Origin of the sequence: Pseudoalteromonas sp. RB2-MNA-CIBAN-0110 (assembly GCF_040309305.1) — a bacterium.
GTDB classification, from domain to species: domain Bacteria; phylum Pseudomonadota; class Gammaproteobacteria; order Enterobacterales; family Alteromonadaceae; genus Pseudoalteromonas; species Pseudoalteromonas arctica.
Window position 1 is genome coordinate 1 of record NZ_JBEOOQ010000054.1, and the last position, 26,448, is coordinate 26,448.

Below are 26,448 nucleotides of genomic sequence, written 5' to 3' on the forward strand. Positions count from 1 at the left end.
GTGGGCACTATGACATTACACAAGCTTCACATTGTAGAGAGCCCACATCTAACGATTCGGGCTTTTTTACGTCTGCAGAAAAGTGAAATACGCGCAATTAACACACACTCACATCAACACATATCACGTAGGTCGGGCGAGCGCAGCGACTCCCGACGTTAAAATCACAACAAAACCCCTCAATAACTCAGTCGGCCAATAAAGTAGCATTTGCATTGCGACTATCCACCGGTGTAGGTGTGATCACAAGTCATCGGCTTCACATTGTAAAGAGCCTTGCTCTAACTATTCAGTAGCCTATTAGACATTTCCATTAGGTATATAGCCTTATTTACAGACACTAGTAGGCAATTAATTGGGGGGCACTATTGTGCGCTAAGTTTACCTAAGTGATTTACCGCATTACATCTGTAACTAACTGTAGTTTTAGCGCGTGCAGAATAAATACACATACCTGATAATTATACTAATCGGCAATAATACCTAATCAATTTGGTGGATTGAACTTGACGTTAATTGCGTTAGAAATTTCTGATATACGATTGCATGGATACAGAAGGTTGAGCAACTTAGGAGTAATTGGCGAGAACAACGAAATAAAGAAATTTTTGTCCTCAAATAGATCATTTAACTAGGGAGATTGGCGTAAAGTTTATTTTATTTTTATATTTTCTTGGTGCTAACTAACCATCTATACACTCCAATAAAAAACAATGCTGCAGATCCAAAGCTACTCAATACCCAAATGACTTTTAAAATGTTACCGCCAATGCTGCCGTCATGTAGAGGGTGTATCCAGTTTTTTATTTTACTAGCCGTACTTTGCTTATCTATATTAAACACGCTCTCTAACTTTCCTGTAAGTGCATTAACCTCTATATAGCTATGTGGAAAGCGATACGAAGGATCGTTTACAGTTTGAAATCTTAATCTGTAAATAGCATTTAAGTTTGATGGTGTTTCAATCCAAGCTAAACGCGTATTCGGTAATGCTTTTTCAGCTATTAATACCGCTTGTGATAAAGGAATATTGGTTTGTTTGCTCGGTTGAATTTGTGTTTTTGGTGGAGAGTTTATATCGCTAACTAGAGCGGTTAATATAGGATCTGTTTGTTTTGGAATAGCGAGCATAACACCTGTAACAGTTAAAGCTAGTAGCGGTATGCAGAAGGTTAAACCAATTAGTTTATGCCAGTCGTATAGCAAACCTATTTTAGAGCTACGAGATTTAAATTTTAGTGCCTTTACCCACTGCCCAGGCTTTGGAAACCAAGCAAAGAATCCAGAGATAAGAAGAACTATTGAGGCTATGCCTATATAGCCAACAACGAGAGTGCCCGTTGCTCCTGTTAGTAATGAAAAATGTAAGTTGTACATCCAAGTTACTAAGTATTTTCCCCAATAGTTTTTACGTATTACTTTATCACTACTGCTAGATAGCCATACCATTAAGGGGGCAAAGCCTTGCTCTTTTGTTTCTATTGGATTGTAGTATCGCGCGGGAATTACTGAGTTTATACCTGTGTTTTCTAATCGCCATGGCCCTTGCTTTGAAGGGAAATTGGCTCTTAGCGTATTATATGCTTGATCCCAATTAGGCGTTTTTATGTTTGTAATAGCGTCATTTGCTGGATTTAGCAGTAAGTCTATTTGTGGGTAATAAACTAATACGGAGCCAGAAAGGCTAATAATAGCAAGTAAAACACCTATCGATAGACCTAAGTATAAATGTAACCGCCTGAATATTTTTCGCCATGAAAGCTTTAGTGTCATTAATTAAATAGTCGTAATGAGTAATGCAGGTTTATTGGGCATTAAAGAATGATTAATTACGCGGTATATTATATGGTTTTTTGATATGAGTTGTGCGGCATTTTGTCGCACTTATTAAATTAGGTATTTAGAAAGTAAAACGCCAGCCCTTGGCTGGCGTTAAAATACAAACTTGAAGCTTATTTAAGCTTTAGGTCCTGCATTTTTTATATCGTCTGATACGTCATACTTAGCAAAGTTTTCAGTGAAGTCTGCGGCAAGTTTTGCTGCATATTCATTGTACTTAGCTTTATCTTCCCACGTATTAATAGGATTAAGTAAGTTAGTATCTACACCTGGAACTGCTACCGGTACATCTAGGTTTAAAACATCAATGTGCTGAGTTTCAACACCCGCTAATTTACCAGATACGATTGCATCAATTACTGCACGAGTAGTTGGGATATCAAAACGTTTACCTGTGCCGTAAGGGCCGCCAGTCCAACCTGTATTCACAAGGTACACCTTAGCGCCAAACTCGCGTACACGCTTCATAAGAAGCTCAGCGTAAACACCAGCAGGGCGTGGGAAGAATGGTGCGCCAAAACATGTCGAAAATGTTGATTCAATATCGCTAGTTGAACCAATCTCAGTAGAACCAACTTTTGCTGTGTATCCACTTAAAAAGTGAAAAGCAGCAGCTTCTTCGCTAAGTATAGAAACCGGTGGTAATACACCGCTTACATCACAAGTTAAAAATACAACAGCCTTAGGTTCGCCTGCGCGGTTTTCTACTTTACGTTTTTCAACGTGTTCAAGTGGATATGCTGCACGGCTATTTTGAGTAAGGCTAGTATCGTTAAAATCTGGAACGCCTTTTTCATCTAACACTACATTTTCTAAAATAGTGCCAAAGCGAATAGCATTCCAAATTACAGGTTCATTCTTTTGTGACAGGTCGATACATTTAGCATAACAACCGCCTTCAATATTAAACACGCTTCCAGGTGCCCAGCCGTGCTCGTCATCACCAATTAAAAAGCGAGTAGGGTCTGCTGAAAGTGTTGTTTTACCCGTACCAGATAAACCGAAGAATAATGCTGTATCGCCTGCTTCACCAACGTTAGCAGAACAATGCATTGGTAATACACCTTTTGCTGGTAGTAGGAAGTTTTGTACAGAAAACATCGATTTTTTCATTTCACCGGCGTAACGCATACCTGCTAGTAATACTTTACGCTGTGCAAAGTTAATAATAACGGTGCCATCGCTATTTGTGCCATCACGTTCTGGCTCACATACAAACGAAGGAACGTTCATTACTTGCCATTGTGGTAAGTTTGAAGCGTTATAGTTCTGCGGTTCGATAAACATGTTTTTGGCAAAAATATGGTGCCACGCTGTTTCTGTAGTTACAACTACAGGTAGATAATGCTCAGGGTCTGCGCCAACTTCTAGGTGAGAGGTGAAGTGGTCATTACTTTGAACATGTGATTCTACGCGAGCCCATAATGCGTCAAATTTGTCTGCATCAAATGGACGATTAACGTTGCCCCATTGAATATCATTTTGAGTTGTTGCTTCTTGTACAATAAAACGATCTTTTGGTGAACGACCAGTTCGTTTTCCTGTAATTGCAACAAAAGCACCATTTGCGGCTAAAGTACCTTCGCCACGGCGGATCGCATGCTCGACAAGTTCAGCTGCGGTTAAATCGACAAAACGTGTAGCGCCTGTAGTCATGTTTATACCTAACTATGTGTGAGAGTTTGAACGGATAGCTCTGGGGTTATCAGTGCCCTTAAACTGAAATTATAGTAACAGAAGGTTTTAAGATATTCGAGCCCGTAAAGCCTCTAAAAACACATATATTTAAGAAAAAACATGAATAATTTCAATGATACCGGTGTCATGAAATTAGCAGAAAAGATGACACCGGTATCATCTTTTTATAATATAAAACCGCATATTTTGCGGCTTTAATTACTATATATAGATGAAGCTGAACATTTAGTTGAAAATGCTTTTTATATCTTGTTCGTTAAAAACATACTCTTTTAAACAGTAATGACAGTTAATATTAACAGACCCTTTCTCAGCTACGTCTTTAAGTAGTTCTTCTTGTCCAATATTAACAAGCGCAGTAATTGTTTTATCACGACTACAACCACATTTGAATTTAATCGCTTGAGGTTCAAATACGCGAGGATTATCTTCGTGATAAAGGCGTGTAAGGACAGTATTAGCATCAAGGTATAATAGTTCTTCATCTTTAATTGTATTACTTAATGCTTCTAGGTGTGCAAAGTCTTCAATTGATTTTTGTTTATCAACTGGGAGTACTTGTAAAAATAGACCACATGCTTTTGCGCTACCTTCTGTTGTGTCGGTTGCAAACCAAAGGCGTGTTTTTAATTGCTCTGACTGCTCAAAGTAACTTTCGATACATTCACTCAGAGTATCATGCTCTAGCGGAACTATACCTTGGTAACGTTCACCCTTACTTGGTGTAATAGTGATCACCATATAGCCCTGACCAATAAGCTCTTTTACAGTTGTGCCCGTAATTTCGCTTTGCAGGCGTGCAATACCACGCATGTTTTGTTTATCATCACCATTTATAACTGCATATTTAACTGGTCCATCACCTTGAAGCTGTACTGCAATTTCACCTTCAAACTTTAAAGTGGCGGTTAATAAACAGGTTGCAACAAGTAACTCACCTAGTAATGCTTTAACAGGGTCTGGGTAATTATGGTCGGCAATCATTTCATTATAAGCATTCTCGATTTGTACGAGTTCGCCACGAACATCTAGTTCGTTGAATAAATAACGGTGAAGTAAATCTTGTTGCATGAGCGGCTATACCTAACTTGATTTCATTTTTAAAAGTTCGCGTCTTTGCTTTTTATCCGGTTTTTTATCCGGATGAGGAGCAAAAAAGCTGTTATTTTTGCGTGCGATGCTGTTTTCTTCGCGTTTAGCAATACTTGCATCAGATTCTTGATACATGGTCTGTGCAATGGGGGCGCTTTGACGTTTTTCAAGCACTGAGAGTATAGTTATCAGCTTTTCATCTACGCCCTGAGCCAGTTTTACTTTTGCGCCAACGTCTACTATTTTACTCGCTTTTGTACGTTGCCCATTATAATGTACTTTGCCGCCTTGCACCATTTCGCGTGCAACTGCACGAGTTTTATAAAATCGCGCAGCCCATAACCATTTATCTAATCGAACTTTTAACCCATCTACAGGGTCTGAGCTGGTATTAGCATTACTTTTTTTACTCATAAGGCATTTCCCCACGTTTTTATAGCTTAAAATTTATCATGAAATCATCGTAGGATGAAGGTATTACAACGGCAGTTTACTTTTTGTACTGTTATGTAAAGTTAATTTAATCTGTTTACAAAGTTTAATATTAGTGTGCTTGTTGAAAGAAAAATGAAAGGGTACTATGGGTACGCGCTAACGCAGTAAATTAAAATAAGAACACTATTTATGGAACAGCAAATCCAACAACTAAAACAATTTTTAACTCGTTTACCGCATGCTAAGTTAAGTGCATTAGTGACACTGTTAGTTGTTGTTTATCTTGCATTTTTATTATCAAAACTTGTTTGGCTTTTGTGGCCAAAACCACCAGTAACTCTACTTACCCCTACTCATTATACTAACCAGTCATCTGGTGCGAGTAACAACTCAGCGCAGCATATTATTGAGCAATTTTTATTTGGTAAAAAAACTGTAACAAACAACAATAATACTGCAAAGCAATCGCAGGTAATAAATAATGCGCCAGAAACGCGCTTAAGTATCAATTTAACCGGTATCGTAGCGGTTAATAACGATGACAAAGCAGGTATCGCAATTATTGAATCACAAGGTAAGCAAGTAAGCTATCTTGTTGATGAAGTAGTATCGGGTACGCGTGCTGAAGTTGCACAAATATTGCCGGATCGTATTATTTTGAGTGTTAATGGACGCTTTGAAACATTAATGCTTGATGGACTCGATTTCAGTAAGAAGGTGTCTATGCCAGTACTCGCTGCGCGTGATGATTCTGAAATGGGTCCGCAAAAATTAGAACCAAGTGATCTACAAATAGATGCCACTGCAGATCCGGACGTTAAAGAAGCAATTATAGAAACACGTGAAGAGTTACTCGAAGAGCCGGGCAAGCTATTTGACTATATACGTGTTTCACAAGCCATGAATGATGGTGAGCTAATTGGATATCGCTTAAGTCCAGGTAAAGAGCCTGAGCTATTTAAGCAAATGGGTTTAAAAAATAACGATTTAGCCATTTCTATAAATGGCTATCAATTAACAGATTTAAAACAGGCTATGTCAGCTATTAATGAGCTGCGTAATAGTACAGATGCCAATATCACTATAGAACGTGATGGTGAACAAATTGATGTGCAATTTAGTCTGCAATAATTTAGCTTTGGAGTTTTAATACGATGGTTCAGGTGCTACACCTCAAAAAAATTAAAAAAGGGTTAGCTAAGTACGCAGCACTTTTTTTGGCGGCAAGTATTTCTTTGTCTGTTTCTGCTGTTGAATATGCTGCTAACTTTAAAGGAACTGATATCAATGAGTTCATTAACATTGTTGGTAAAAACCTTAATAAAACAGTAATTATTGACCCTAACGTGCGTGGAAAGGTAAATGTTCGCAGTTACGAGTTAATGGACGAAGCACTTTATTATCAGTTCTTCTTAAATGTATTGGAAGTTTATGGCTACTCAGCTGTTGAAATGGACAATGGCATAATTAAGGTAGAAAAAAGTTCAGACGCTAAAAAATCAAATGTGCCACTTATTGACGAAGGTAGTGAAGCTAGCGGCGACATGATGATTACGCGTGTTGTACGTGTTAAAAATGTAAGTGTGCAGGAGCTTGGTCCTCTAGTTCGTCAATTTAGCGATCAAAAAGATGGTGGCCACGTTGCTAACTTTAATGCGGCTAACGTAATGATGCTAACAGGTCATGCTGCATCGGTTAATCGCTTAGTTGAGATTATTCGCTCTGTTGATCAGGCGGGTGACAAGCGTGTAGACATCGTTAAGCTTAAATATGCGACGGCAGATGATGTTGTCTCTGTGGTAGATAATATTTATAAAGACAGCGGTAAAGGCAGTGTACCTGAATTCTTAATTCCAAAAGTTGTGGCTGATGGCCGAACTAATAGCGTTATTGTAAGCGGTGAAGGCCAAGCCCGTACACGTGCTATTGAACTAATTAAGCGCTTAGATGGTGAGTTAGAAAGCCAAGGTAATACTAAGGTGTTTTACCTAAATTATGCTAAAGCTGAAGATTTGGTCAAAGTATTGCAGGGTGTTAGTAAGTCACTTGTTGAAGATGCACAAGGCGGTACTACTAAAACTCGTAGCAGAAGCAATAATGAAAGCAGTATAGAGTCTCACCCAGACTCAAACTCATTAATTATTACCGCACAGCCAGACACAATGCGATCACTTGAATCTGTAATTGAACGCCTTGATATTCGCCGTGCCCAAGTACTAGTTGAAGCCATTATTATTGAAGTAATGGAAGGCGACGGGGTTAACTTAGGCCTGCAGTGGATTTCTGAGCAGGGCGGTATGCTGCAGTTTAACAACGGCACTACGGTTCCCGTGGGCTCGTTAGCTGTTGCTGCAGAGCAAGCACAAGATGTAACCGTTACTAAAAATATAATAGGAACAGAATCTGGTACGGTAACGCCGTATACGGAAACAACAGAAGGTGACTATGGTCCATTAGCCTCCTTACTTAGTGGCATTAATGGTTTAGCGCTGGGCGTTGTTAAAAATGATTGGGGCGCAATTATTCAGGCTGTTGCCACTGATACAAATTCAAATATTTTGGCTACCCCTTCTATTACTACAATGGATAACGAAGAAGCCTCTATTTTAGTCGGTCAAGAAGTACCTATTATTACAGGCTCACAAACAGGCAGTAATAATGCTAACCCATTTCAAACAGTTGAGCGTCAAGAAGTAGGTATTAAGCTGGTAGTTACGCCACAGATTAATGATGGTTCAGCAGTACAGCTTACTATTGAGCAAGAAGTATCGAGCGTAAGTGGTGCAACTGCGGTTGATATTTCAGTAAATAAGCGTTCAATTAAAACAACTGTTATGGCCGATGATGGCGGTATGGTTGTACTTGGCGGTTTAATTGACGAAGACGTACAAGAAAGCGTTTCTAAGGTGCCGTTATTAGGCGATATCCCTATTTTAGGACACCTGTTTAGATCAACAAATACAACGCGCCGTAAGCGTAATCTTATTGTGTTTATTCGCCCAACCATTATTCGTGATGGTGTAAGCATGAATAAGTTAAGCTTTAATAAATATAACTTTATTCGTGGTGAGCAGTTTAAACAAAAAGAAGACGGTATTGAGTTAATGCCAATGACTGATACGCCTATTTTACCTGAGTGGAATGACGAATTAGTACTTCCCCCTACGTATGAAGAGTCTCTGCGTAAACAAAATGCACAAGAGCGTAAAGATGACTAATGCGATTCAAGAGATAAACCAAGATGTGGTTCATCCTAAAACGCATAATCAGGATGAGCTATTAACGAGTGATGTGTTAGTTGAGTTACCAGCAAAGCGTTTGCCGTTTTCCTATGCAAGACGTGCAGGTGTGTTACTTGGCAAAAACAAAGATCACCGCATAGTTTACTACCGTGGTGAGCTAGATGTGGAAGTACTATTAGAAGTACGCCGTATCGCAGGCCATGGTTTTACACTTGAGCAATTGGCTGATGATAAATTTGAGCTATTGCTTGAAGCGTCATACCAACGTGATAGCTCTGAAACACAACAAATGATGGAAGATATTGGCAACGAGGTTGATTTATTCTCACTTGCTGATGAACTTCCGCAAACTGAAGATTTACTGGCTGGTGACGATGATGCGCCAATAATCAAGCTTATTAACGCCATGCTAAGTGAAGCGATTAAAGAAGGGGCTTCTGATATTCATATCGAAACCTTCGAGCAAGAGCTTGTTATTCGCTTTAGGGTCGATGGCGTGCTTAAAGAAGTACTTAAGCCTAATCGTAAACTTGCATCGTTACTTGTGTCTCGTATTAAAGTAATGGCTAAGCTTGATATAGCCGAAAAACGCATTCCACAAGATGGCCGTATTAGCTTACGTATTGCCGGGCGTGCAGTTGATGTGCGTGTGTCTACAATGCCATCGAGCTTTGGTGAGCGTGTAGTACTGCGTTTACTTGATAAAAACAACGCGCGTTTAAACCTTGAAGATTTAGGTATGACCGCAGATAACCGTGCATTGTTTTCAGATTTAATTAGTAAACCCCACGGCATTATTTTAGTAACAGGGCCAACGGGCTCTGGTAAAAGTACCACTCTATACGCTGGTATGAGCCAAATTAACTCACGCGATCGCAATATTCTTACCGTTGAAGATCCGATAGAGTACGAAATTCCAGGCATTGGGCAAACACAAGTTAATGCAAAAGTTGATATGACATTTGCACGTGGTTTACGTGCAATATTACGCCAAGATCCTGATGTAGTAATGGTGGGTGAAATACGCGACCTTGAAACTGCGCAAATTGGTGTTCAAGCGTCACTTACCGGCCACCTTGTTATGTCTACTCTGCATACTAATACCGCATCGGGTGCAATTACACGTATGGAAGATATGGGTGTTGAACCATTCTTACTTTCATCGTCGTTACTCGGTGTGTTGTCGCAACGGCTAGTACGTACATTGTGTAATACCTGCAAAGAAGGTCACACGGCTGATGAGCATGAATGCCAGCTGTTAGGGGTTCCTTTTGAAAGCCAACCGACAATTTATCGAGCAGTAGGGTGTGAAGAGTGTAACTTTAATGGCTATCGTGGTCGTACGGGTATTCACGAGTTACTTGTAGTTGATGAAACAATACGCGAAATGATTCACAACGGTAAAGGCGAGCAAAGCGTAGAGAAATACATTCGTAAGCGCAGCCCAAGTATTCGCCAAGATGGTTGTAGCCGTGTACTTGTAGGTAAAACAACACTTGAAGAAGTATTGCGTGTTACCCGTGAGGAAGGTTAACTATGGCGGCGTTTGAATACCGTGCCTTAGATGGCCGAGGTAAAGAAAAAAAAGGCATTTTAGAAGCTGATACAGCTAAACAAATTCGCCAAACTTTACGTGATCAAAAACTTACGCCGCTTGAAGTTGTCCCTGCGGCGCAAAGTGATAAACAAGTCAAAGGCGAAAAAGCCCCTTTACTCGGTGGCTTTTTTAAGCCGACAATTTCAACCTCAGACTTAGCATTAATTACAAGGCAATTAGCAACACTTATTCAATCGGCACTTCCTGTTGAAGGCGCTGTTATGGCGGTTGCTGAGCAATGCGAAAAGCCGCGTTTAAAGCGGATGCTTATGTCGGTACGCTCAAAAGTAGTCGAAGGTTACACCCTTGCCGATGGTCTTAGTGAGTTTCCTCATGTTTTTGACGACTTATATCGTGCAATGGTAGCCGCAGGCGAAAAGTCGGGTCACCTTGACCAAGTACTTAATCGTTTAGCCGACTATACCGAGCAGCGCCAACATATGCGTAGCCAAATAACTCAGGCTATGGTTTACCCCATTATATTAGTGGTATTTGCAATTGGTATTGTGTCGGTATTACTGGGCACCGTAGTACCAAAAATATTAAAAACGTTTGAAAAAACGAAACAAGTACTTCCTTGGACAACCGAATGGGTTATGGCAGGCAGCCATTTTGTGCAAAATTATTGGTTTATTAGTTTAATAGCGATTACAGCTATAGCCATTGGTATTAAGCATGCACTTAAGCAGCCTAAAATACGTTTTTGGTGGGATGACCGAGTGCTACATATGCCAGGTATAGGTAAAGTGGCTCGTGGTATTAACACCGCACGTTTTGCGCGTACTTTAAGTATTTTATCGTCAAGCTCGGTACCATTGCTCGAGGGGATGCGTATCTCGGGCGGTGTATTAATTAACGAAAAAATTAAAAAAGCGGTTGCAGATGCATCCGATAGAGTGAGTGAGGGTGCAAGCTTAAGAGCTGCACTTCAGCAAACTAAGTTGTTTCCACCAATGATGCTGCATATGATAGCAAGTGGTGAAAAATCAGGTGAACTAGAGCAAATGTTAGAGCGTGCTGCAAATAACCAAGATCGCGAATTTGAGAGCATGGTTAATGTATCGCTTAAACTACTAGAGCCTGCGATGATCGCCTCAATGGCGGTTATTGTATTATTTATAGTAATGGCAATATTGCAGCCAATAATGGCGATGAATAAAGCTGTTGGACTTTAAGTTAGAATAAATTTTTAAATATATTAATGGTTTTACCTAAACCATTTTTACTTAATGTTTTTAGAATAATGAGGTAATTACGTGAATAAACAATCAGGTTTTTCTTTACTAGAAGTGATGGTGGTACTGGTTATCATCGGGATGATTATGTCAATTGTTGCACCTAACATTATGGGTCAGCAAGAAGAGGCTGCTATCGATAAAGCGCATCTAGATATTCAGCAATTAGAAGATGCAATGAGCTTATACAAGCTTAAAAATAAGAGCTACCCAAGCACAGAGCAAGGTCTTGAAGCGCTAGTTACTCAAACAAGCATTGAACCGGTTCCAAAACGTTTCCCTGACGGTGGTTTTATTAATGAATTACCAGAAGATCCATGGGGTAATCTATATCAGCTAATTAGCCCAGGTGAAATTGGCAAGTTTGATATTTTTTCTATGGGCCCTGATGGTGAAGTAGGTACTGATGATGATATCGGTAACTGGGACGAAGAAAAACAATAATGCTTAAGTACACTGCTTTGTATGAACATGTTAATGCTAGAGGCTTGCTATGAAAGCAAGCCTTAAGCAGCGCCATGCAAAAAGCAGAGGCTTTAGTTTAATAGAAATTTTAGTGGTATTAGTGATTATCGCTTTTGCTACAAAAATGGTGGTATATAGCTTAGAAGGCGGTGCTGAGGAAGAATTAGATACTCAAGCATTAAGGCTGCATACCACCATTAACATGGCATCGGAATTTGCCATTTTAAACCAAGTTGAATTGGGCTTATTAGTAGAAGAAAATACGTTAGAGTATTTAGTTTTCGATGGTGAAAAGTGGATTACCTTTGACCGTGAAGATCTTTTTAAACCAATAGAGTTAGATGAAAGATTAAAGCTCACTCTCAACTTAGAAGATTTAGCGTGGGCGCAAGATAACCTCTTAGAGCAATCTAACTGGCGCGAACTTATGAGTGGCGGCGATGAGGACAGTTTACTTGAGCTTAAAAAGTTAAAAATCCCACAAGTGCTTATTTTGTCATCAGGTGAGGTAAGCGCGTTTCAACTTATATTAGAGTTAAAAGAGCAAAGCGAGCCTGTGTATTACATTGAAGGTGAATTTGCTGCACCAGTAAACTTTCGCCGAGAGCCAGAATAATGAAGCGCACTAAAGGGTTTACCTTATTAGAGGTATTAGTGGCATTAAGTATTTGTGCTATGGCGGGTATAGCTGCAATGCAAGCAACAAGCGAGCACATACACCACTTAACGACTATTGAAGAGCAAACCTATGCATCTTGGGTCGCCGAAAACGTTATTATTGAACAGCGTACTAAAGGCGAACAATGGCAAGGTAAAAATAACCTTAAAGGCAGCGAAGTAATGGGCGGTGTTGAATGGTTTTGGCAGCAAGAAGTAACAGCCACTGCTGACAAAAGCTTTGTTAAGTTAACCATAAATGTTTTTACGGATGAAAAATATGAGCATTCGGCATATGAGTTATCAACGTATCTAAATAAAGGCAAAAAGTAAGTGAAGCAGCGCGGGTTTACATTACTTGAAGTTATGGTAGCACTGGGTATTTTAGCTTTTGTTATTATTGCTACTCATCAAATATTAGAGACGACAACAAGAGCAAAAGATGCCTCCGATGAAAAAATTGCTGAGTTAAATGGGTTGCAAACAACATTTAGGTTAATGGATCAAGATTTTAGCCAAATGACTAAACGTGCAGTACGAAACGAATCTGGTGATGTTCAAGAACAATATTTACTTGCTGGTCGTTACGTTTTAGAAAGCCAATACGATGGTATTGCGTTTGTACGAGATGGCTGGATAAATCCAATTAATTTATTGCCACGTTCAGAACTACAAGCCGTTGGTTATAGAGTGATAGACGATAACCTTGAGCGTGTTTATCGGGTTTATGTTGATCAGCTTGATAATATGGAACCGCGAGTTCAACGTGTACTAGAAAATGTTGAAGAGCTTAAGTTTGAGTTTTTAGATGATAAAAACGAATGGCAAGAACAGTGGGAAATTAAAGCTCTCCCTAAAGCGGTTGCTGTTACTTTGCAACAAATAGAAGCAGAGCCAATTCGTCGTGTATTTTTAGTTCCTGGGCAAGGCAAAGTTGTTGCTACACAAAGTACGGATGTGAATAATGGTTAAGCAGCAATCATCGCGCGGCGCAGCACTTGTTATTGTTTTGTTTATTGTGGCATTAGCGGCTATTTTAGCAGTAGAAATGAGTGCTAATTTAATGGTTCAAGTGCAAAAAAGCACTAATTTGCAAGGTCATCAGCAAGCTAAATGGTACGCCTACGGTGCAGAAGAGCTTGCTATTAAAGGGCTAATACAAAGTAAAAAAGATGATGCTGATAAAACAACACTTGATCAAGTTTGGGCAACTCAAGGTGATGCTTCATACCCTGTTGATAACGGCACGTTAAGTGGCAAAATTACTGATTTACAAGCATGTTTAAATTTAAATGCTTTAGCCATAGCGCCAGAAGAAAATAGCGCAAGTAAAACAAACCCTGCACATAAAGCACTATTTGCATTACTTGAAAACATTGAAGATTTACCTGCTGATGAATCAGAAGAGACAATGGCAGATAGCGTATTTGATTGGCTTGACGAGGACAGTATTACATATCGCTCAGGCGCAGAAGAAGACGAGTATTTATCACGAGATTTTCCGTATATGACAGCCAATAGTTTATTTGCATCAACATCGGAATTACGCTTGGTTAAGGGCTTTAACCCATTAGTGATGGAAAAAGTACTGCCATATGTATGTGTAATACCAGGCAGTACGCTTTTATCTATTAACGTAAATACATTAATCCCAGAGCAAGCACTCATACTCAGTGCCTTAATAGAAAGCTTGAGCTTATCTGGTGCAGAGGCTGTGATAGGTGCAAGACCGCAAACTGGCTTTGACACCATTGATGAATTTTTTGAACAGGTGAAGCAACAAGGCGGTACTAATACCGACTCAGTCAAAAGTTTATTTAGTATTAAAAGCGAATATTTTAAATTACAAACGCAGGCAAATTTTGTCGACCTGCGTTTTTCGATGACCACATTACTGCACGCTAAAGACGGTGACGTAACGATACTGGCGCGAAAATTTGGAGGCGTACAGTGACAGAAATACTGTTGATCCGCACGGGTCAAACCGAGCAAGAATTGCTTAATTGGTTAATTTACTCACCACAAGAACAAGAAATAATAGCCAGTGGCGAGTTACCAAATGCAGAGCATTTAAGTGAGCTAAGCGAAAAAGCACTTACCCGAGAAGTGGTCGTGTTGTTACCCAGTGATCAAGTGCAATTAAAAACGGTCGCTTTGCCAACAAAATGGAATCGCAAGCTTGAGCAAGCATTGCCATACATGCTTGAAGAAGATATAGCATGTGACGTAGATGAACTGTTTATAGCAGTAGCGCAGCCGACAATGCTTGGTGAGCAACATGCAATTCGTGTAGCAATGACAGACCGTGAATGGTTTGAACAATGGCTCGCATTATTTGTAGAGCATAATCTATCAGTATACAGAATATTACCCGATGCTTTGTTGTTACCGCTTGCAGATGATGGCGCAGTCACCGCTATCGAGCTCAATAACCAATGGTTATTTAAGCAAGGGCAATGGCACATAGGTGCGGTTGAATCTAGTTGGTTAAATGGCTACTTAACAGCCATGGGTAATCCTGATATTAAGCATTTTAGCCCAGCTAGTCAGTTTCCAGAAAGCGTTAACTTACAAGCGCAAACAAGTGAGTACGACTTACCTCTAGCATTATTTGCAAAGCAGTTAGATAGCGTTAATTTTAACTTACGCCAAGGTATGTATCAGCTTAAAAAGCAAAGCGCTTTATGGTGGGGTTACTGGAAAGGCGCCGCAATTATAGCAAGTGTTGCATTGGTTTCTACGATTACAATAAAAGCTATTGAGTTACACCAACTTAATACACAAGTAGAATTAGCTAAAGCTCAAGTAGTCGACAGATACCAAAAAGCATTTCCAGGAACTAAAGTTCGCCCCAATCTAATTAAAAGCCAAATTAAAGGCGCGTTAGATAAAGTGCAAGGCTCAAGTGAGTCGGGCTTTTTAGACTTAACGACTAATTTGGTTGATGTATTTTCGCAAGTTAGCGAATTTACACCTGAAACACTTCGTTATGACAAACGTCGCAATGAGCTGCGCATTCGTGCACGTGCTAAAGACTTCCAAACCTTTGGTAAAGTAAAAATCATACTTGAAAAACAAGGTTTAACTGTTGAGCAAGGGTCTTTAAATAATGACGGTGATTATGTCGTTGGTGAAATTAAACTGCGAGGTGCAGTATGAAAAAGCAGTTAATGCAACAATGGCGCTCGCTTAAAGAGCAAGAACAACAATTGGTAATGGTCGCTGGTGGCGTGTTTATTATTTTTGTTTTAGTAATGGGAATATTTCGACCATTAAATAATGCGATAGAAAAGGCACAGCAATCTCAAATTAAACAACAAGAGCTATTAGCTTGGGTTGATGACAGTATTATTAAACTAAAGGCTGCGGGTAACACCCGTGTTGCTAGCAATGCAAACTTAAGCCAAATTGTTAATTCTACACGTGGGCGCCATCAAATAAGTATTAGTAAAATGCAGCCAAGTAGTGATTCGCTACGTTTGACGCTCGACTCTGTAGAATTTAATCAGTTAATAGAGTGGTTAGATGAGCTAGTGAATCAGCACGGCTTAAAAATTGAAAACTTAGATTTGAGCCGCGACGATAAATCAGGCTATGTGCGTGTAAGCCGTTTAGTATTAGAGAATTAATTAATGAAAAAAATAATAACGTTATCGGCTGTCTTTTTAATTAGTTTTATTGTGTTTTGTGTTATTAAATTACCAGCACATATTGCACTAGATATAGCAAAACCGTACTTTCCAAAGCAATTAGAAGTAGGCCAAACTGTAGGCACTGTTTGGCAAGGTCAAATGATGCAAGTTCGTTTTGATGGTGAACAGTTAAATAATGTGCGCTGGGACATTGCTGGCTGGAAGTTATTTACAGGCAAGCTAAATGCGAATGTGAAGTTTGGTAATGCACGAGAGCGTAGTGATATCTCGGGTTATGCTGATGTAAGTTATGGGCTTTTTAATCAGGAAGTTAAAGTGACTGACGGCCTAGTGCGCTCAACAGTAGAGCGTGCAATGCAGCGCGTGCAGCTTCCCCTACCTGTAACCGCTAAAGGGCGTGTAATTTTAGAACTTGATGAATACAGCTCAGGTGCACCTTATTGTGATTCACTAAAAGGTGAAATAGCGAGCCCTAATATTGACGTGCAAGGCTTAAATGGGTGGTTTAATATTGGACCTCTGGCTGGTAAGTTAAGCTGTAAGTCGGGCGATATTGCTATATTAATTGACCCAGATAATACGCTTGGCCTTGAGGCAGATGCTACACTTAAAGCTAATTTCGACTTTAGTGTGGCAGGTTATGTAAAACCAGATGCTAGCTTACCTAAAGACGTACATGATGCGGTTAAATTTTTAGGCCGACCAGATAGCCAAGGTCGTTACCCGCTCAACTTTTAATGTTTGAATATAAAGAGTTTTAATGCAAATACCCCAATTTACTGAGCTGCACGCAAAGCAGCTCAGCACATTTTTAAATACCCAATCTCAAGCAATGACCCTTCAACAAAGCCAAGGCTATTTATTTGGCGTTATTTGTTCGCCCAATCCATTAGATGTGCATGAGTGGCTTGAGCAGATATTACCAAATACAGCTAATGATTTAGATGAAGAAGTACTTTTCTTGTTTATGGCGCTATATCATAAAATTAGTGAGCAAGTATTTGAAGCTGGATACAAATTACCTAACACATTTGATGCTGAATTTTGTAAGTCATGGAGTAAAGGTTTCTTAGTTGCAACCAAAGCTTACGCAGAGCCTTTGTTAAATGCACCGCAATTAGACACTGACTTTAAACAAGCATTAGAAAGTGCGTTAAGTACATTAAGTTTTTTTGCACTCGACCAGCTAGCAATAGCTCAGATTGCCAAACAAAATAACATGACTATAGAAGCCTTGTGTCAGTACCAATATGAATCAATGGGTGACTTTGCATTAGGGTTTGCTGAACTAATTGAAGTGGTCGCAATTAATAGCGGCTTGGTAACCGACGAGAGTTGGGAAGAGTAATTATTAATACCAGGCGCTTAGTTTAATCTAAGTGCCTAGCTCTAATATAATATCCGTACAGCCTTGTTTGCACTTTACTATGCCTTTACCAGGTTCACTGGTGGCTAAATTAAGTGTTAAAACCCCATTACACTTCTCACACTTTAACGTTTTGCCTTGTGCTAATTGCTTGAGCATATTGCGTTGTTTATGAAATGAGTCGCTTGCTTTTTTATTTAATCCTGAAAAATCCACTACTTTGCTCGCTTTTGCTCTAATGCTTCAGTCACTATTTTACATACCGTATTTAAACGATCGCCATAAAAATAAAGATTTAAGTCACGTTCACGACAATAACGTAGGTGAAATAACTGAACAGAGTCATCTGTTGTAAACGTTTTTTCTACGTACTCACCCTCAGATTCAGACAATTTAAGTTGAGTGCTGATTCTATTTTTAGCCATATTTGCAGCAGGGCTTCTGTTAACCTTACTTGCATCACTTAAAAAACCAATGCCTTCACCTAATAACCTTTCGCGAGGTTCTTTTATAAGCGGATGATCGATTGTAAAAAAGGCAAGGATCACAACTACCAAAATAATAAATTTTTTCATGGATACGTAAACCTTGATCTAAGTAGGGTTGAATTACCATGCAGTGTAATAAACTGCATTTTAAAAGCAAGTAACTGGGATGAATAAATTATTAGCGATCTATGCCAGTAATTTTAACCAACATTGTTATAATGGTTAACAGCAGTCAGATATTTCTGAAATATCTGAAAGTATTCGAGAAGGCAATTTATTAAAGTAAATCTGCCTAGCAAGTAACTTGCTAGCTTTAAGTATAGAGTACTTGAGTATTGCTGGATTTTTATTTCCAAGCGGCGTTGAGGAACTTCGATGGACAAGCAAATTAAAGTAAAGAATATCCCTGTAGAGGTGAAAATCCAAAAACCGGATTTAAGCCGTCAAGATGATAGGTTCAATCCCCGAAATCGTATTTATGTGCGTGCCGTAAAAGGCCTACATCAATTACTTAGGCAGCGCATTGGCTTTTTAGGCCTACTTGCGTTTATGTTACTTCCTTGGATTAATTTTAACGGCCAGCAAGCAGTGCTGTTTGATCTAATTGGTCAAAAATACAATATTTTTGGTTTAACGCTATGGCCTCAAGATTTTACCATATTAGCGTTTATTTTTATGCTGGCAGCATTTGCGCTGTTTTTAGTGACCACCTTCTATGGACGGGTGTGGTGTGGCTACACATGTCCGCAAACTGTTTGGACCTTTATTTTTATTTGGTTTGAAGAAAAGCTTGAAGGCACGGCTAATCAGCGTAAAAAACTCGATCAAAGACCCATGAATTTTGACAAGTTTTGGCGTAAAACGGCAAAGCATACTAGTTGGGTATTGTTTTCGTTATATACCGCTATTTCTTTTGTGGGTTACTTTACGCCAATCAGAGAGTTACTTCCTGATTTTGTAACGTTTAACGTGGGTGGTTATGCACTCGTCAGTATTATTTTCTTTGCTGCGTGTACCTATGGTAATGCCGGTTGGATGCGAGAAATTATGTGTTTACACATTTGCCCTTACTCTCGTTTTCAATCAGCTATGTTTGATAAAGATACATACACCGTAACGTACGACGAAAGCCGTGGTGAAAGCCGTGGTCCTCGTTCACGTAAAGTAGATCATGAAGATTTAGAGCTAGGCGACTGTATAGACTGTAACTTGTGTGTTCAAGTGTGTCCAACAGGTATTGATATTAGAAATGGGTTACAAGCTGAGTGTATTAACTGTGGTGCATGTATTGATGCGTGTGATGGCGTAATGGATAAAATGGAATACCCGCGTGGGCTTATTTCATATACGACAGAGCGAAACCTCGAAACCCCAGAAAATAAAACGAATCCACTACGAGCTAAAATCATTGGTTACACGGTCATACTTGTTGTGCTTACGGGAGCACTTGTAGCTAATATAGCGCTGCGTAAAACAATGGACTTTGATATCATTCGTGATCGAAACCAATTATATCGTGTCGATTTTGATGGTTTAGTAGAGAACACCTATACATTAAAGGTAATTAATAAAGCGCAGTACGAGCAAACCTTTAATATTAAAGTGCAAGGGTTAGATAACTTTAAGTATATTGGTAAGCAGTCATTTACTGTGCAGGCAGGGCAATCTCATAATGTGCCATTGTCGCTTGTAATGGACCCTTATGATTTGAAGGTGTCTATGACAGAGTTTAACTTTGTGCTTTCACCGGTAGATGAGCCGGATGAGACAATATCGCAGTCGAGTAACTTTTTTAAAGCGCGATAATCACAACCTACCTTAAATAGGTAAGTTGATATAGCAATTAACAAAAGCGGGTATATAACCCGCTTTTTATTTTATATAAGAAGAGTATGAGTAAATTTAGTTTTATTGACTTAACACCTGACCTAATACTCGATGCAATAGAAAGCGTAGGTGTGTACGCTGAATCTGGTTTGTTGGCACTCAATAGCTATGAAAACAGAGTGTACCAATTTAAAGCCGATGATGGACTGCGTTACGTAGTGAAGTTTTATCGCCCAGAGCGCTGGAGTAAAGAGCAAATTCAAGAAGAGCATGATTTTGCATTTGAACTGGCAGAAGCGGAAGTGCCTGTTGTTGCCCCTATTTTATATAATGGGCAAAGCTTGTTTGAACACGAAGGTTATTTGTTTGTGTTGTTTCCAAGTGTCGGCGGGCGTTTATTTGAGGTTGATAACTTAGATCAGCTTGATGTAATGGGGCGTTTAATTGGCCGTATGCACCAAGTAGCTAAAACAAAGCCTTTTACTTATAGGCCAACAGTTACTTGCGAGGAGTATTTACATACAGCCAAAGTTCATCTTCAAAAAAGTAACTTAGTGCCTATGGGAATAAATACTGCCTTTTATACTATTTTAGATTTAGTGATAGAGCAGGCGCAAAAACAGTATAAAGATGTGCAAAGTATTCGCTTACATGGTGACTGCCACGTTGGTAATATTTTGTGGGCAGGTGATGCGCTCATGTTTGTTGATTTAGATGACAGCCGCCAAGGTCCTGCAATCCAAGATTTATGGATGATGCTCAGTGGCGATAGAGCGACGCAACTGTTACAGTTAGACACCCTTGTGAGTGCGTATGAAGAGTTTTGTGATTTTGATCACTCTCAACTCAAATTAATTGAACCGCTGCGAGCGATGCGTATTATCCATTATATGGGATGGGTAGCTAAACGATGGAGCGATCCTGCCTTTGTGCGGAACTTTACATGGTTTGCTGATGACAAATACTGGGAGCAACAAATTTTAGCACTGAAGGAGCAACTTGCAGCACTGCAAGAAGCACCGTTAAAGTTATTGCCGTAATATTTTATTTAAAGACAAGTACAACGAGATACAAATGCTTAAAAAATTAAAACTGAGTTTATTACTTTTATGTTTACCATTTGCAGCACTTGCTGCACAGTTTGAAGTTGATAATCAATACACTGTTATTGATGTAGACAAAAGTACATCACCACAAGTAACCGAGTTTTTCTCATTTTACTGTCCACATTGTTTTAAGTTTGAACCAGTAGCAAAAGCAATTGAACAAGGCTTGCCAGAAGGCGCGGAGTTTATTAAAAACCACGTGAACTTTTTAGGTGGCGTGTCGCCACAAGCACAAAGTAATTTAAGCTTTGCCTACTTAATTGCTAAGCAGCATGGTCAGGCGCAGAGTATTAGCGATCAGATTTTTAAAAGTATTCATGTTCAGCGTGCTCCTTTAACTGAAATGAAAGACGTTAAAAAATTACTTGAAGTAAACGGTATTGATAGCGCAACGTTTGATCAAGAAATTGCAAGCATGCCAGTTATTTCGGCTGAGCAAGCAATGCAAAACAAACAAAATAAATATTCAAAATTAGGCGCACTTACAGGTGTACCTACTTTTATTGTTAACGATAAATATAAAATAAACCTCAACACCATCAAAAATCAAAAAGAACTTGATGAGTTAGTAGCGTTTTTATTAGCACTATAAATTTCGGAGCATAATAATGATTAAATTAGTTAAAGCAGGTTTGCTTGCAGTACTACTTCCTATGGCGGCAACAAGCTTTGCAGCAACGTATGAAGAAGGCGTGCATTACGACGTTGTTTCTGAGCGCGCAACTAAAAAGCCAGAAATTAAAGAGTTTTTCTCATTTTACTGCCCTGCATGTAATAACATGGAAGCACTAATTGGTGAGTTTAAGCCTAAGCTTGATAAAAACGTTAAATTTAAAAAGAGCCATGTTGATTTTGTAGGTGTACGCGACCCAGAAAACCAACAGATGATGAGCCAAGCACTCGCTACTGCAGAAGTGCTTCCGCAAAAAGATAAAATTGTCTCTGCAATCTTTAATCATATTCATACAAAGCGCGCTAGTTTTAATGAGCTTGCAGATGTAAAAGATATATTTGTAGCGCAGGGCGTTGATGGCGATAAGTTTGATAAGCTGTTTAAAAGCTTCTCGGTACGTACGCTGAGCTCTAAAATGAAACGCGATCAAGACTACTTTAAAGAAAAAGGCGCACTACGTGGCGTACCTACATTTATTGTAAATGGTAAGTATAAATTAAACCTAGGTCGTGAGTCGGGTATTACTGAACCAGAAGATATTAGCAAACTGATTAATTACTTAGCTAACAAGTAAGTTTAGCTAAAACTAAAAAAGCTCCTTAGGGAGCTTTTTTGCTTTATAAGGATGTAGCTATGGAAAAAATATTAGTATCGAGTTGCTTGCTAGGGCATTCTGTTCGCTACGATGGTAAAGGACATGCAATTTTACATCCACAGCTTAATTTGTGGCAAAAGCAAAATAGATTAATTATATTTTGTCCTGAGGTCGCTGGTGGGCTTCCTACCCCTAGAGCTCCTGCTGAAATAATACAGGGGAGTGTAATTACTAATTTAGGAGAAGATGTAACAGAACAGTTTCAAACTGGAGCTAATATAGCGCTAGAACTTTGTAAAAAGAATCAAGTGCGTTTTGCTCTACTTAAAGAATCGAGCCCTTCTTGCGGACGAAATACAATATATGATGGAAAGCATCGCGGAGTAAAAATCGAAGGACTAGGTTTAACTGCAGCATTATTAATAAATAATGGGATTCAAGTATTTAGTGAAGAGCAAATACCAGCACTTATAAAAGTACTGGCACTTTAATTTTGGCTGGTTATTTGCGCTGCAAGAAAACACCCGACTCAATGTGATGTGTATATGGGAACTGATCAAATATAGCAAAGCGCTTAACGTTGTGCGTACGTGTTAGGTGATCAAGGTCACGCTCAAGGGTTTCAGGATTACACGATATATAAATTATGCTTTCGTAGTTAGCCACTAAGTCACACGTTAATTCATCCATGCCCGCGCGCGGTGGATCAACTAATATGGTTTGGCAGTCATAGCTTTTAAGGTCAATACCGTCTAAACGAGAGAAAGTACGCTCGCCATTCATTGCTTGAGTAAACTCTTCACTAGACATACGAATAATATCTAAGTTCTCTACGTTATTTTTAGCAATATTGTATTGAGCAGAATGAACAGATGATTTTGATATTTCTGTTGCTAATACTTTATTAAAACAGCCCGCTAACGCAATTGAAAAGTTACCGTTACCGCAATACAGTTCTAATAAATCATTTTTAAGTGGTTTACATAAATCTTGCGCCCACTCCAGCATATTAATATTTACTTTTGCATTAGGCTGAGTAAAGCTATTTTCTACTTGTTGATAAATAAGCTCTTGACCATTAACTGTTAAACGCTCAGTTACAAAGTCATCACCCAGCACTTCTTTTTGTTTGCGAGCACGACCGATAAAGTCAATTTTGTATTTACTGCTTAGTTTTTCTTTAAGCGCTTTAATTTCACTTAACCATTCATCATCAAGTGGTTTGTGATAAAGCAAGCTTACTAAAATTTCACCGCTTAGCGTGGATAGGTAATCGATTTGAAATAACTTACGACGTAATATTTCACAAGGCTTAAGATGCTCAATCATCACCTGCATTATTTCACCAACTAGAGGCGCTGCTGGATCAAATGTATCAACACGGATTTTTTCTTTTGTTTGTTGATCAAACATAATGTGAAACAGATCGTCACCGTCGTGCCATACTCTAAATTCAGCACGTTGGCGGTAGTTAGTTGGCTCTGAGCTAAATACTTCTAGTTGCTCCACACCAAAACGTTGGAACTGTGCACTAATACGCTGCTCTTTTTTACTTAACTGCGTTTGGTACTGTGTGGTATCTATTTTAATAACTGCCATTAACGCTACTACCTTATCTAAGATCTGTTTATCGGCGCTATTGTAGGGAGCGCTGCGTATTTGTCTAGTTTTGGCTAGCATTTATGCTGTTTTATTGAACATTGTACTTTAGTTTTTATTGTTATAGCCGATAATAAACTACGCACGCTTAGGAGACGAATCATGAAAATAGGTAATTATGGCTTTACGCCAAACAACAACATCAATAAATTCAATAATAAAGCTGATATACAGCAACCTACAATTACGTCTCCTCAAGATAGCTATCAACAACGAGGCCGAGAGTTGGCCGCAAAGGTGCTTGGCGATAAAATGGCTGAGCAGCTTGGATTGCCTATCGCAGAAAAAAAAGCAGATAAACCACTATTTGATTTTGATGAAATAGTAAAAAACGTACTCGATTTTGTAAGTAGTGCTGTTAATAAAGCAAAAGCTAACGGCGCTGATGACGAAAAGCTCAAAGATATGTTAGGCGACGCGCGCAAAGGAGTCCAAATAGGGATTGACGACGCTGTTGATGAACTCAAAGGTACAGGCGTATTTAATGATGACATGGAAGAGGGGATTAATAAGTCCAAAGAGGGAATTTACAATGGGCTCGATAAGTTTGAAGAGTCGTTATTTAACCCACAACCAGCCAGCGTAAATATAAGCCAGGCTCAATATGTCAGTATGACGAGTAATGCAGAGTATAAATTTACCACCGCAGAAGGTGACGAGGTAAGTATTAGCTTTGCAGATGCATTTGAATCTCAGTCGGCAAGTGGCTATCAGCAAAACAATAATGGCGAGTCGTTTGCAAGCTCATCATCGCAATCTCGACAGGTATCATTTTCGATGTCGGTTAATGGTGACTTAAATGAGCAAGAGCAAGAAGCTATTAATGTAATGATGGAAGACTTACAAGATTTAAGTAAAACCTTTTTTGGTGGTGATTTAGATGAAGCATTTGAACAAGCGCAAGAGCTGAGTTTAGACAGCGATCAGCTGGTGGCTTTTTCTATGGATTTACGCCAAACAAAAACAATAGCAACAGTTAAAAGCTATGAAGAATATAGACCAGCACCAGAAAAACAAGTAGCGGAGGGTTTAGCTCCTTTTAATGACGACCTTAAAAATGCTTTTGAAAAAGCGGGTGAGCTTGGATTACAAAATCAGCTAGCTGGCATTCTCCAATGGTTAAATCAAGATCAGGAGCAAATAGATAAGTTAGTAGATTACACAAAGTCTATGTTCGAAAACCTTAATCAGTTAAATTCTGCGGCCGACAGGCTTACTGATTTAGAAACCACGCAAAGTTAAACTACTTTCTTTTATAAATACCTCATGGCAAACTGCCGTTCTTAAAGTAAAGTGGGAACGGTAGTTTGTCAGCGCATATAATGGTCTTTGATTCAGGTATTGGTGGAACTACTGTACTTGAGCATATAAAGCAAAGTATCCCCAATGCTCAGTACAGTTATTTTATGGATAATGCATTACTACCTTATGGTGCTCAATCCCAAAAAACCATCATTAACCGATTATGCTCACTTATTCATTTCATCAAAGCTAATACGCTTAATGTTGATTTAATTGTAATAGCGTGTAATACCGCTTCTACATCTGCACTTAGTGCTGTTCGCCAAATGACAGATATTCCTATAGTAGGTGTTGTGCCAGCAATAAAGCCTGCGGCAGAGTTAACACGTTCAAATCATATTGGCTTATTAGCCACACCGGCAACGGTCGCCAGTTCATACACTAAAACATTAATTACTGAGCATGCTCGTAATGTAACCGTTAATCTATATAGCAGTGTGGAGTTAGTAACTTTAGCTGAGCAATACTTTTTTACAGAGTCTTTGGATACAAACAAGTTGCATCAAGTGCTTGATGACCTACATATAGATAAAACTATAGATGTACTTGTATTAGGATGTACGCACTTTCCAATATTAGCAGAGCCTATTAGTCAGTATTTTGAAGGGAATGTAAAATTACTTGATTCAGGTGTAGCGATAGCAAACAGAGTCAACTACCTACTTAACCAACTTAACTTCTGTGTGAATAAACTAACAGACATAAAAAAGCCGCTGCAATATTATGCAACGGCTGATGTGTTTAGCAATAAGCTAGCGGTAAAGCTAGTTACACTGACTGATCCGTCTCAGTACGTAGAGCATTAGAATCATCTTCTTGTTTTTGTTTTGCTTCACGTACCTTTAAAGTACGTTGTTGGAACTCGCTATCGTTCAAGTTAGCAATTGCATTGTCTGCATCAGCTTGCGCCATTTCAACAAAACCAAAGCCACGACGCTTGCCAGTATTCTTATCCTTTAATAAACGAACATTGAATACTTTGCCTTGTTCTTCAAATAATGCACGAACCACACCTTCGTTTGCACGATAAGGAAGGTTACCAACATAAAGCGTTTTTGTTTTAACTTCAGCTTCTTCAGTCACATCAGATGACATTGCAGCAATAGCAATCGCACCTATTAATAAACCAGCACCAAATAGTAATGCAGGATTTAAAGCTAAGCCGCCTAAAGCGAACTCAACAACAACAAAACCAACTACAGCAAGAATAACAGAGAAGATAAAAGATTTTTGATCGGGTAATTTCATTTTAGATCTACCAATAAACAGGAAATAAACATTAATTTAACATTGTGAACTTGCTATCTTAACGTCTAAATCAAACATAGCAATGATATTTGTATTAAATAATAAATAAGAGCACAAAAAAGCATCATCTTAGGAAGGTTTTCATATGGTTTTACATGGTTTTGTTCTATTTTTGTTCGAACAGTAAAAAGATCTAAAAAAAGGGTTGATCTGTTTTCGGATCTCCCTATAATGCGACCCCACTGAGACGGGAAACGCCAACGCATAGCGA

The 26,448-nt window shown here is 39.0% G+C and carries 28 protein-coding genes; 20 read left to right on the forward strand and 8 right to left on the reverse strand.

From position 1 onward, the window contains the following. Window positions 1-663 precede the first annotated feature (663 nt). The 4 genes from AAEY68_RS19280 to hslR form a co-directional block, all read right to left on the reverse strand. The gene (locus AAEY68_RS19280) at window positions 664-1,773 is read right to left on the reverse strand and encodes a PepSY-associated TM helix domain-containing protein (RefSeq protein WP_350586713.1); all 1,110 of its coding nucleotides are present in this window, start codon (window positions 1,771-1,773) and stop codon (window positions 664-666) included. Between the two features lie 183 nt (window positions 1,774-1,956). Beyond that, window positions 1,957-3,495 carry a phosphoenolpyruvate carboxykinase gene (locus tag AAEY68_RS19285; RefSeq protein ID WP_007586595.1) on the reverse strand — a complete coding sequence of 513 codons (1,539 nt, stop codon included), beginning with the start codon at window positions 3,493-3,495 and terminating at the stop codon, window positions 1,957-1,959. Between the two features lie 267 nt (window positions 3,496-3,762). Then, on the reverse strand, window positions 3,763-4,608 hold the full coding sequence (gene hslO, locus AAEY68_RS19290) for an Hsp33 family molecular chaperone HslO (protein ID WP_165729497.1): 846 nt from the start codon (window positions 4,606-4,608) through the stop codon (window positions 3,763-3,765). 12 nt (window positions 4,609-4,620) lie between these two features. After that, the gene (hslR, locus tag AAEY68_RS19295) at window positions 4,621-5,043 is read right to left on the reverse strand and encodes a ribosome-associated heat shock protein Hsp15 (RefSeq protein WP_007586590.1); all 423 of its coding nucleotides are present in this window, start codon (window positions 5,041-5,043) and stop codon (window positions 4,621-4,623) included. Window positions 5,044-5,253: 210 nt separating this feature from the next. Between hslR and gspC the strand changes: the two genes are divergently transcribed. The 13 genes from gspC (at window position 5,254) to AAEY68_RS19360 (ending at window position 17,261) form a co-directional block, all read left to right on the forward strand. Then, on the forward strand, window positions 5,254-6,195 hold the full coding sequence (gspC, locus tag AAEY68_RS19300) for a type II secretion system protein GspC (protein WP_350586714.1): 942 nt from the start codon (window positions 5,254-5,256) through the stop codon (window positions 6,193-6,195). Window positions 6,196-6,218: 23 nt separating this feature from the next. After that, entirely contained in the window at window positions 6,219-8,282 is a 2,064-nt protein-coding gene (gene gspD / locus AAEY68_RS19305) for a type II secretion system secretin GspD (protein WP_024591434.1), read from the forward strand. Next, a complete protein-coding gene (gene gspE / locus AAEY68_RS19310; RefSeq protein WP_010555415.1) occupies window positions 8,275-9,840 on the forward strand; it encodes a type II secretion system ATPase GspE in 1,566 nt (521 codons plus the stop codon). Before gspD ends, gspE begins: the two co-directional genes overlap by 8 nt. Before the next feature lie 2 nt (window positions 9,841-9,842). After that, the gene (gene gspF / locus AAEY68_RS19315; protein WP_002962033.1) at window positions 9,843-11,078 is read left to right on the forward strand and encodes a type II secretion system inner membrane protein GspF; all 1,236 of its coding nucleotides are present in this window, start codon (window positions 9,843-9,845) and stop codon (window positions 11,076-11,078) included. 81 nt (window positions 11,079-11,159) lie between these two features. Continuing rightward, the gene (gspG, locus tag AAEY68_RS19320; RefSeq protein WP_007586585.1) at window positions 11,160-11,582 is read left to right on the forward strand and encodes a type II secretion system major pseudopilin GspG; all 423 of its coding nucleotides are present in this window, start codon (window positions 11,160-11,162) and stop codon (window positions 11,580-11,582) included. 49 nt (window positions 11,583-11,631) lie between these two features. Then, window positions 11,632-12,219 (forward strand): pilus assembly FimT family protein, encoded by a 588-nt coding sequence (locus AAEY68_RS19325; protein WP_010555414.1) that lies wholly within the window; start codon window positions 11,632-11,634, stop codon window positions 12,217-12,219. Further along, complete coding sequence (gene gspI, locus AAEY68_RS19330; protein ID WP_002962039.1) at window positions 12,219-12,593, forward strand: type II secretion system minor pseudopilin GspI; 375 nt, start codon at window positions 12,219-12,221, stop codon at window positions 12,591-12,593. Before AAEY68_RS19325 ends, gspI begins: the two co-directional genes overlap by 1 nt. Continuing rightward, window positions 12,594-13,232, forward strand: a complete 639-nt coding sequence (gene gspJ / locus AAEY68_RS19335) for a type II secretion system minor pseudopilin GspJ (protein WP_010555413.1) — start codon at window positions 12,594-12,596, stop codon at window positions 13,230-13,232. It abuts the gene before it with no gap. Further along, window positions 13,225-14,214, forward strand: coding sequence for a type II secretion system minor pseudopilin GspK (gene gspK / locus AAEY68_RS19340; RefSeq protein WP_007586581.1), 990 nt, complete (start codon window positions 13,225-13,227; stop codon window positions 14,212-14,214). Before gspJ ends, gspK begins: the two co-directional genes overlap by 8 nt. Then, window positions 14,211-15,419: a type II secretion system protein GspL gene (gspL, locus tag AAEY68_RS19345; protein ID WP_007586580.1), complete on the forward strand. Its 1,209-nt coding sequence runs from the start codon at window positions 14,211-14,213 to the stop codon at window positions 15,417-15,419. The genes gspK and gspL overlap by 4 nt, the downstream gene beginning before the upstream one ends. Beyond that, window positions 15,416-15,889, forward strand: a complete 474-nt coding sequence (locus tag AAEY68_RS19350) for a type II secretion system protein M (protein WP_024592135.1) — start codon at window positions 15,416-15,418, stop codon at window positions 15,887-15,889. Before gspL ends, AAEY68_RS19350 begins: the two co-directional genes overlap by 4 nt. A 3-nt stretch (window positions 15,890-15,892) precedes the next feature. Further along, window positions 15,893-16,651 carry a type II secretion system protein N gene (locus tag AAEY68_RS19355; RefSeq protein WP_024592134.1) on the forward strand — a complete coding sequence of 253 codons (759 nt, stop codon included), beginning with the start codon at window positions 15,893-15,895 and terminating at the stop codon, window positions 16,649-16,651. Between the two features lie 22 nt (window positions 16,652-16,673). Next, the gene (locus AAEY68_RS19360) at window positions 16,674-17,261 is read left to right on the forward strand and encodes a UPF0149 family protein (protein ID WP_024592133.1); all 588 of its coding nucleotides are present in this window, start codon (window positions 16,674-16,676) and stop codon (window positions 17,259-17,261) included. Between the two features lie 27 nt (window positions 17,262-17,288). On the opposite strand, the gene AAEY68_RS19365 is transcribed toward AAEY68_RS19360, so the two are convergent. Both AAEY68_RS19365 and AAEY68_RS19370 read right to left on the reverse strand, forming a co-directional pair. Then, a complete protein-coding gene (locus AAEY68_RS19365; RefSeq protein ID WP_024592132.1) occupies window positions 17,289-17,495 on the reverse strand; it encodes a hypothetical protein in 207 nt (68 codons plus the stop codon). After that, window positions 17,495-17,854, reverse strand: a complete 360-nt coding sequence (locus AAEY68_RS19370; RefSeq protein ID WP_007586569.1) for a hypothetical protein — start codon at window positions 17,852-17,854, stop codon at window positions 17,495-17,497. The genes AAEY68_RS19365 and AAEY68_RS19370 overlap by 1 nt, the downstream gene beginning before the upstream one ends. Window positions 17,855-18,142: 288 nt before the next feature. Between AAEY68_RS19370 and ccoG the strand changes: the two genes are divergently transcribed. The 5 genes from ccoG to AAEY68_RS19395 all read left to right on the forward strand — a co-directional run bounded on the left by ccoG (window position 18,143) and on the right by AAEY68_RS19395 (window position 22,459). Further along, window positions 18,143-19,573 carry a cytochrome c oxidase accessory protein CcoG gene (gene ccoG / locus AAEY68_RS19375; protein WP_007586568.1) on the forward strand — a complete coding sequence of 477 codons (1,431 nt, stop codon included), beginning with the start codon at window positions 18,143-18,145 and terminating at the stop codon, window positions 19,571-19,573. An 86-nt stretch (window positions 19,574-19,659) separates the two neighbouring features. Then, window positions 19,660-20,634, forward strand: coding sequence for a serine/threonine protein kinase (locus AAEY68_RS19380; RefSeq protein ID WP_010555410.1), 975 nt, complete (start codon window positions 19,660-19,662; stop codon window positions 20,632-20,634). Between the two features lie 34 nt (window positions 20,635-20,668). Next, complete coding sequence (locus tag AAEY68_RS19385; RefSeq protein WP_007586563.1) at window positions 20,669-21,292, forward strand: thiol:disulfide interchange protein DsbA/DsbL; 624 nt, start codon at window positions 20,669-20,671, stop codon at window positions 21,290-21,292. A 16-nt stretch (window positions 21,293-21,308) separates the two neighbouring features. Beyond that, window positions 21,309-21,947 carry a thiol:disulfide interchange protein DsbA/DsbL gene (locus AAEY68_RS19390; RefSeq protein ID WP_010555409.1) on the forward strand — a complete coding sequence of 213 codons (639 nt, stop codon included), beginning with the start codon at window positions 21,309-21,311 and terminating at the stop codon, window positions 21,945-21,947. Window positions 21,948-22,006: 59 nt separating this feature from the next. Then, window positions 22,007-22,459 carry a 2-thiouracil desulfurase family protein gene (locus tag AAEY68_RS19395; RefSeq protein WP_024592131.1) on the forward strand — a complete coding sequence of 151 codons (453 nt, stop codon included), beginning with the start codon at window positions 22,007-22,009 and terminating at the stop codon, window positions 22,457-22,459. A 10-nt stretch (window positions 22,460-22,469) separates the two neighbouring features. On the opposite strand, the gene trmA is transcribed toward AAEY68_RS19395, so the two are convergent. Beyond that, complete coding sequence (gene trmA / locus AAEY68_RS19400; protein ID WP_024592130.1) at window positions 22,470-23,567, reverse strand: tRNA (uridine(54)-C5)-methyltransferase TrmA; 1,098 nt, start codon at window positions 23,565-23,567, stop codon at window positions 22,470-22,472. A gap of 162 nt (window positions 23,568-23,729) precedes the next feature. On the opposite strand from trmA, the gene AAEY68_RS19405 reads away from it, so the two are divergent. Continuing rightward, window positions 23,730-24,869, forward strand: coding sequence for a DUF5610 domain-containing protein (locus AAEY68_RS19405; RefSeq protein WP_024592129.1), 1,140 nt, complete (start codon window positions 23,730-23,732; stop codon window positions 24,867-24,869). A gap of 65 nt (window positions 24,870-24,934) precedes the next feature. Further along, window positions 24,935-25,735, forward strand: coding sequence for a glutamate racemase (gene murI, locus AAEY68_RS19410; protein WP_007582858.1), 801 nt, complete (start codon window positions 24,935-24,937; stop codon window positions 25,733-25,735). Here the strand turns inward: murI and AAEY68_RS19415 are convergent. Further along, window positions 25,698-26,177: an RNA recognition motif domain-containing protein gene (locus AAEY68_RS19415; RefSeq protein ID WP_007582860.1), complete on the reverse strand. Its 480-nt coding sequence runs from the start codon at window positions 26,175-26,177 to the stop codon at window positions 25,698-25,700. The two genes, murI and AAEY68_RS19415, sit on opposite strands and share 38 nt — an antisense overlap. Between the last annotated feature and the right edge of the window lie 271 nt (window positions 26,178-26,448).

What these genes read in the sequence shown, in the direction of transcription:
- AAEY68_RS19280 (WP_350586713.1), bottom strand. Translation starts at nt 1,773, where the DNA reads ATGACACTAAAGCTTTCATGGCGAAAAATATTCAGGCGGTTACATTTA.
- AAEY68_RS19285 (WP_007586595.1), bottom strand. Translation starts at nt 3,495, where the DNA reads ATGACTACAGGCGCTACACGTTTTGTCGATTTAACCGCAGCTGAACTT.
- hslO (WP_165729497.1), bottom strand. Translation starts at nt 4,608, where the DNA reads ATGCAACAAGATTTACTTCACCGTTATTTATTCAACGAACTAGATGTT.
- hslR (WP_007586590.1), bottom strand. Translation starts at nt 5,043, where the DNA reads ATGAGTAAAAAAAGTAATGCTAATACCAGCTCAGACCCTGTAGATGGG.
- gspC (WP_350586714.1), top strand. Translation starts at nt 5,254, where the DNA reads ATGGAACAGCAAATCCAACAACTAAAACAATTTTTAACTCGTTTACCG.
- gspD (WP_024591434.1), top strand. Translation starts at nt 6,219, where the DNA reads ATGGTTCAGGTGCTACACCTCAAAAAAATTAAAAAAGGGTTAGCTAAG.
- gspE (WP_010555415.1), top strand. Translation starts at nt 8,275, where the DNA reads ATGACTAATGCGATTCAAGAGATAAACCAAGATGTGGTTCATCCTAAA.
- gspF (WP_002962033.1), top strand. Translation starts at nt 9,843, where the DNA reads ATGGCGGCGTTTGAATACCGTGCCTTAGATGGCCGAGGTAAAGAAAAA.
- AAEY68_RS19325 (WP_010555414.1), top strand. Translation starts at nt 11,632, where the DNA reads ATGAAAGCAAGCCTTAAGCAGCGCCATGCAAAAAGCAGAGGCTTTAGT.
- gspI (WP_002962039.1), top strand. Translation starts at nt 12,219, where the DNA reads ATGAAGCGCACTAAAGGGTTTACCTTATTAGAGGTATTAGTGGCATTA.
- gspK (WP_007586581.1), top strand. Translation starts at nt 13,225, where the DNA reads ATGGTTAAGCAGCAATCATCGCGCGGCGCAGCACTTGTTATTGTTTTG.
- AAEY68_RS19350 (WP_024592135.1), top strand. Translation starts at nt 15,416, where the DNA reads ATGAAAAAGCAGTTAATGCAACAATGGCGCTCGCTTAAAGAGCAAGAA.
- AAEY68_RS19355 (WP_024592134.1), top strand. Translation starts at nt 15,893, where the DNA reads ATGAAAAAAATAATAACGTTATCGGCTGTCTTTTTAATTAGTTTTATT.
- AAEY68_RS19360 (WP_024592133.1), top strand. Translation starts at nt 16,674, where the DNA reads ATGCAAATACCCCAATTTACTGAGCTGCACGCAAAGCAGCTCAGCACA.
- AAEY68_RS19370 (WP_007586569.1), bottom strand. Translation starts at nt 17,854, where the DNA reads ATGAAAAAATTTATTATTTTGGTAGTTGTGATCCTTGCCTTTTTTACA.
- ccoG (WP_007586568.1), top strand. Translation starts at nt 18,143, where the DNA reads ATGGACAAGCAAATTAAAGTAAAGAATATCCCTGTAGAGGTGAAAATC.
- AAEY68_RS19380 (WP_010555410.1), top strand. Translation starts at nt 19,660, where the DNA reads ATGAGTAAATTTAGTTTTATTGACTTAACACCTGACCTAATACTCGAT.
- AAEY68_RS19385 (WP_007586563.1), top strand. Translation starts at nt 20,669, where the DNA reads ATGCTTAAAAAATTAAAACTGAGTTTATTACTTTTATGTTTACCATTT.
- AAEY68_RS19390 (WP_010555409.1), top strand. Translation starts at nt 21,309, where the DNA reads ATGATTAAATTAGTTAAAGCAGGTTTGCTTGCAGTACTACTTCCTATG.
- AAEY68_RS19395 (WP_024592131.1), top strand. Translation starts at nt 22,007, where the DNA reads ATGGAAAAAATATTAGTATCGAGTTGCTTGCTAGGGCATTCTGTTCGC.
- trmA (WP_024592130.1), bottom strand. Translation starts at nt 23,567, where the DNA reads ATGGCAGTTATTAAAATAGATACCACACAGTACCAAACGCAGTTAAGT.
- AAEY68_RS19405 (WP_024592129.1), top strand. Translation starts at nt 23,730, where the DNA reads ATGAAAATAGGTAATTATGGCTTTACGCCAAACAACAACATCAATAAA.
- AAEY68_RS19415 (WP_007582860.1), bottom strand. Translation starts at nt 26,177, where the DNA reads ATGAAATTACCCGATCAAAAATCTTTTATCTTCTCTGTTATTCTTGCT.